The sequence below is a fragment of the Streptomyces sp. NBRC 110611 genome (assembly GCF_001590865.1).
In the GTDB taxonomy this organism is placed as follows: Bacteria; Actinomycetota; Actinomycetes; order Streptomycetales; family Streptomycetaceae; genus Streptomyces.
In genome coordinates this window covers 1-1,899 of record NZ_BBUY01000073.1, presented here as the reverse complement: position 1 = coordinate 1,899, position 1,899 = coordinate 1, and the positions used below count along the sequence as shown (strand labels likewise).

Here is a 1,899-nt window from a genome sequence, read left to right as displayed (position 1 = left end):
CAATGCCAGCAACTTAAGCGGAACGGGGCTGGGCTGCGTGGCTTCGTTGATTTCTAAGTGGACGTTAAGTCCGTTTCTGGTAGCGGGCCTCGCCCTGGTTGGGTGAGGAAGCCTTGTCGGGTGAGGCGTCCGAGGCCGAAGCGGCCACCGCCAGCGAGGACGCGTCCGCAGCTACGGACGTCGACGCGCTCTTCCACCGGTCCGTCGTCCGAGCGAGCGGGAACGACCTGCTGATCGAGGTGTACGACTACCTCGGCACGGCGCTCTCCTCGCACCTGGGACGCCGCCCACGCCGAGGAGCACGCCGGCCTGCACCGGCGGCTCGTCGATGCGATCGAGGCCCGGGACGCGGGCGGCGCGCGCGAGGCCGCGGCCGTGATCGTCCGGCTCACCCGCGACCACGAAACCGCCGACGCACGCGCAGCGGAGGACCAGTGAGCCCACAACCGACCCCGGTGTCCCGCCGGGACACCGGCCGCCGACGGCGCCCGGCCCGCCGTGTCCGCCGGACTCGTCATCGCGATCTGCCTCGTGGCGACGAACCTGCGCACTACGCCCACCGGCGTCGGCACCCTGCTGCCGGATATCGAGCGGGGACGGACTGTTGAGCACCCTCCTGCTGCTGACGTTCGCGCGATGTCGCCCCTGGTAACTCGGGCCTCCCACCGGTTCGGCAGCGCTCGCCTGCTGGTGGTGGCGCTCGGAGTGCTGGCCGCCGGAACGATGGTCCGCTCCCTTCCCTCCGTGGCCTGCCTGTTCGCCGGACGATGCTCCACTCCGCAGCCATCGCGTTTGGCAACGTGCTGCTGCCCGCCCTGATCAGGAGGAGCGCGCCCGCACACCGCGTCCAGGGCGTCAGTGCTCTCCACGTCACCGTCATGGGCCTGATGGCCGCGGTCTCCTCCGGGATCTCCGCATCGCTGGCCCACGCCGTGCCGGATTCCTGACACACCGCGCCGGCCTGAGGCGTCGCCTTCACCATTGCGGCGCTCCTCACCTGGCTGTTCCGGATGCGGGGGGGGGCGAGCCGCAGGCGTCGGCCGGCGGGACCCACAGCCCGGTGCCGTGGCAGTCGCGGCTCGCCTGGCAGGTCACCGTCTTCATGGGCCTGCGCTCCCTGGCCTTCTACACCGCCGTCGCCTGGCTGCCCAGCATCCTGATCGACCGCAGGACGAGCAGCACCACGGCCGGATGGATGCTGTTCTTCTACCAGGTGGCGTCCCAGGCGGCCAGCAGCCTGCTGCCCCTGCTCACCCGGGACCGGCACGACCAGCGCTGGACCCTGGTCGGCGCCTCGGCCCTCCTGGCGGGCGGCCTCACCGTACTGGTCGCCGCCCCCGCGCTGTCCGTCCTGGCATGCACCCTGCATGACGTCACGCGCAGCTGGACGCTTTTGCTCGCCGTCCTGGCCGTCCTCGGCATCGTCATGGCACTCGCCGGCCACGGCGAGGGTCGGGACCGCCACCTACGTCAGCCCTCCTACCGATCCGATCGCTCTGTCCGAACGGCAACGCTGCCCGCCTGAACAGGCCTTCACGGCCGTAAAGGAGACCACTCGTGTCTCGCCCCCACCTCCCCACCGACGAGCTCGACGCACGTACCGACCGACGAAGCACCCGCCTTTACGCGACCGACACCCAGTTCCGTGACGCTGCACCCCTGGACGCCGTCACCGAGGCGATCCGGCGCCCCGGACTACCGCTCGCCGATCTGGTGGCCACCGTGATGGAGGCAGGCGAGCGTGCCACGGAGCCGGTCACCGACCCGGAGACGGGCCGTACCACGCTGCGCCTCTTGCAGCGGTTCGACACGCTCACCTACAGCGAACTCTGGGAGCAGGTGGGTGCGGTGGCTTCCGAGTGGCGACACCACCCCGAACATGCGGTGGGCCCAGGCGAC

Annotated in this window: 4 protein-coding genes; all 4 read left to right on the top strand. The window is 70.9% G+C overall.

Annotated elements, in window-relative coordinates; translation table 11 throughout:
* Positions 1-98: 98 nt before the first annotated feature.
* Complete coding sequence (locus AZE13_RS35285; protein WP_309302259.1) at positions 99-608, top strand: FCD domain-containing protein; 510 nt, start codon at positions 99-101, stop codon at positions 606-608.
* A 159-nt stretch (positions 609-767) separates the two neighbouring features.
* Positions 768-947 (top strand): hypothetical protein, encoded by a 180-nt coding sequence (locus AZE13_RS38930; protein ID WP_258528198.1) that lies wholly within the window; start codon positions 768-770, stop codon positions 945-947.
* 113 nt (positions 948-1,060) lie between these two features.
* Positions 1,061-1,525, top strand: coding sequence for a hypothetical protein (locus AZE13_RS38925; protein WP_258528197.1), 465 nt, complete (start codon positions 1,061-1,063; stop codon positions 1,523-1,525).
* A gap of 32 nt (positions 1,526-1,557) precedes the next feature.
* Positions 1,558-1,899, top strand: a 342-nt coding sequence (locus AZE13_RS33365; protein WP_147264833.1) for a hypothetical protein, incomplete at its 3' end; no start/stop codon positions are given.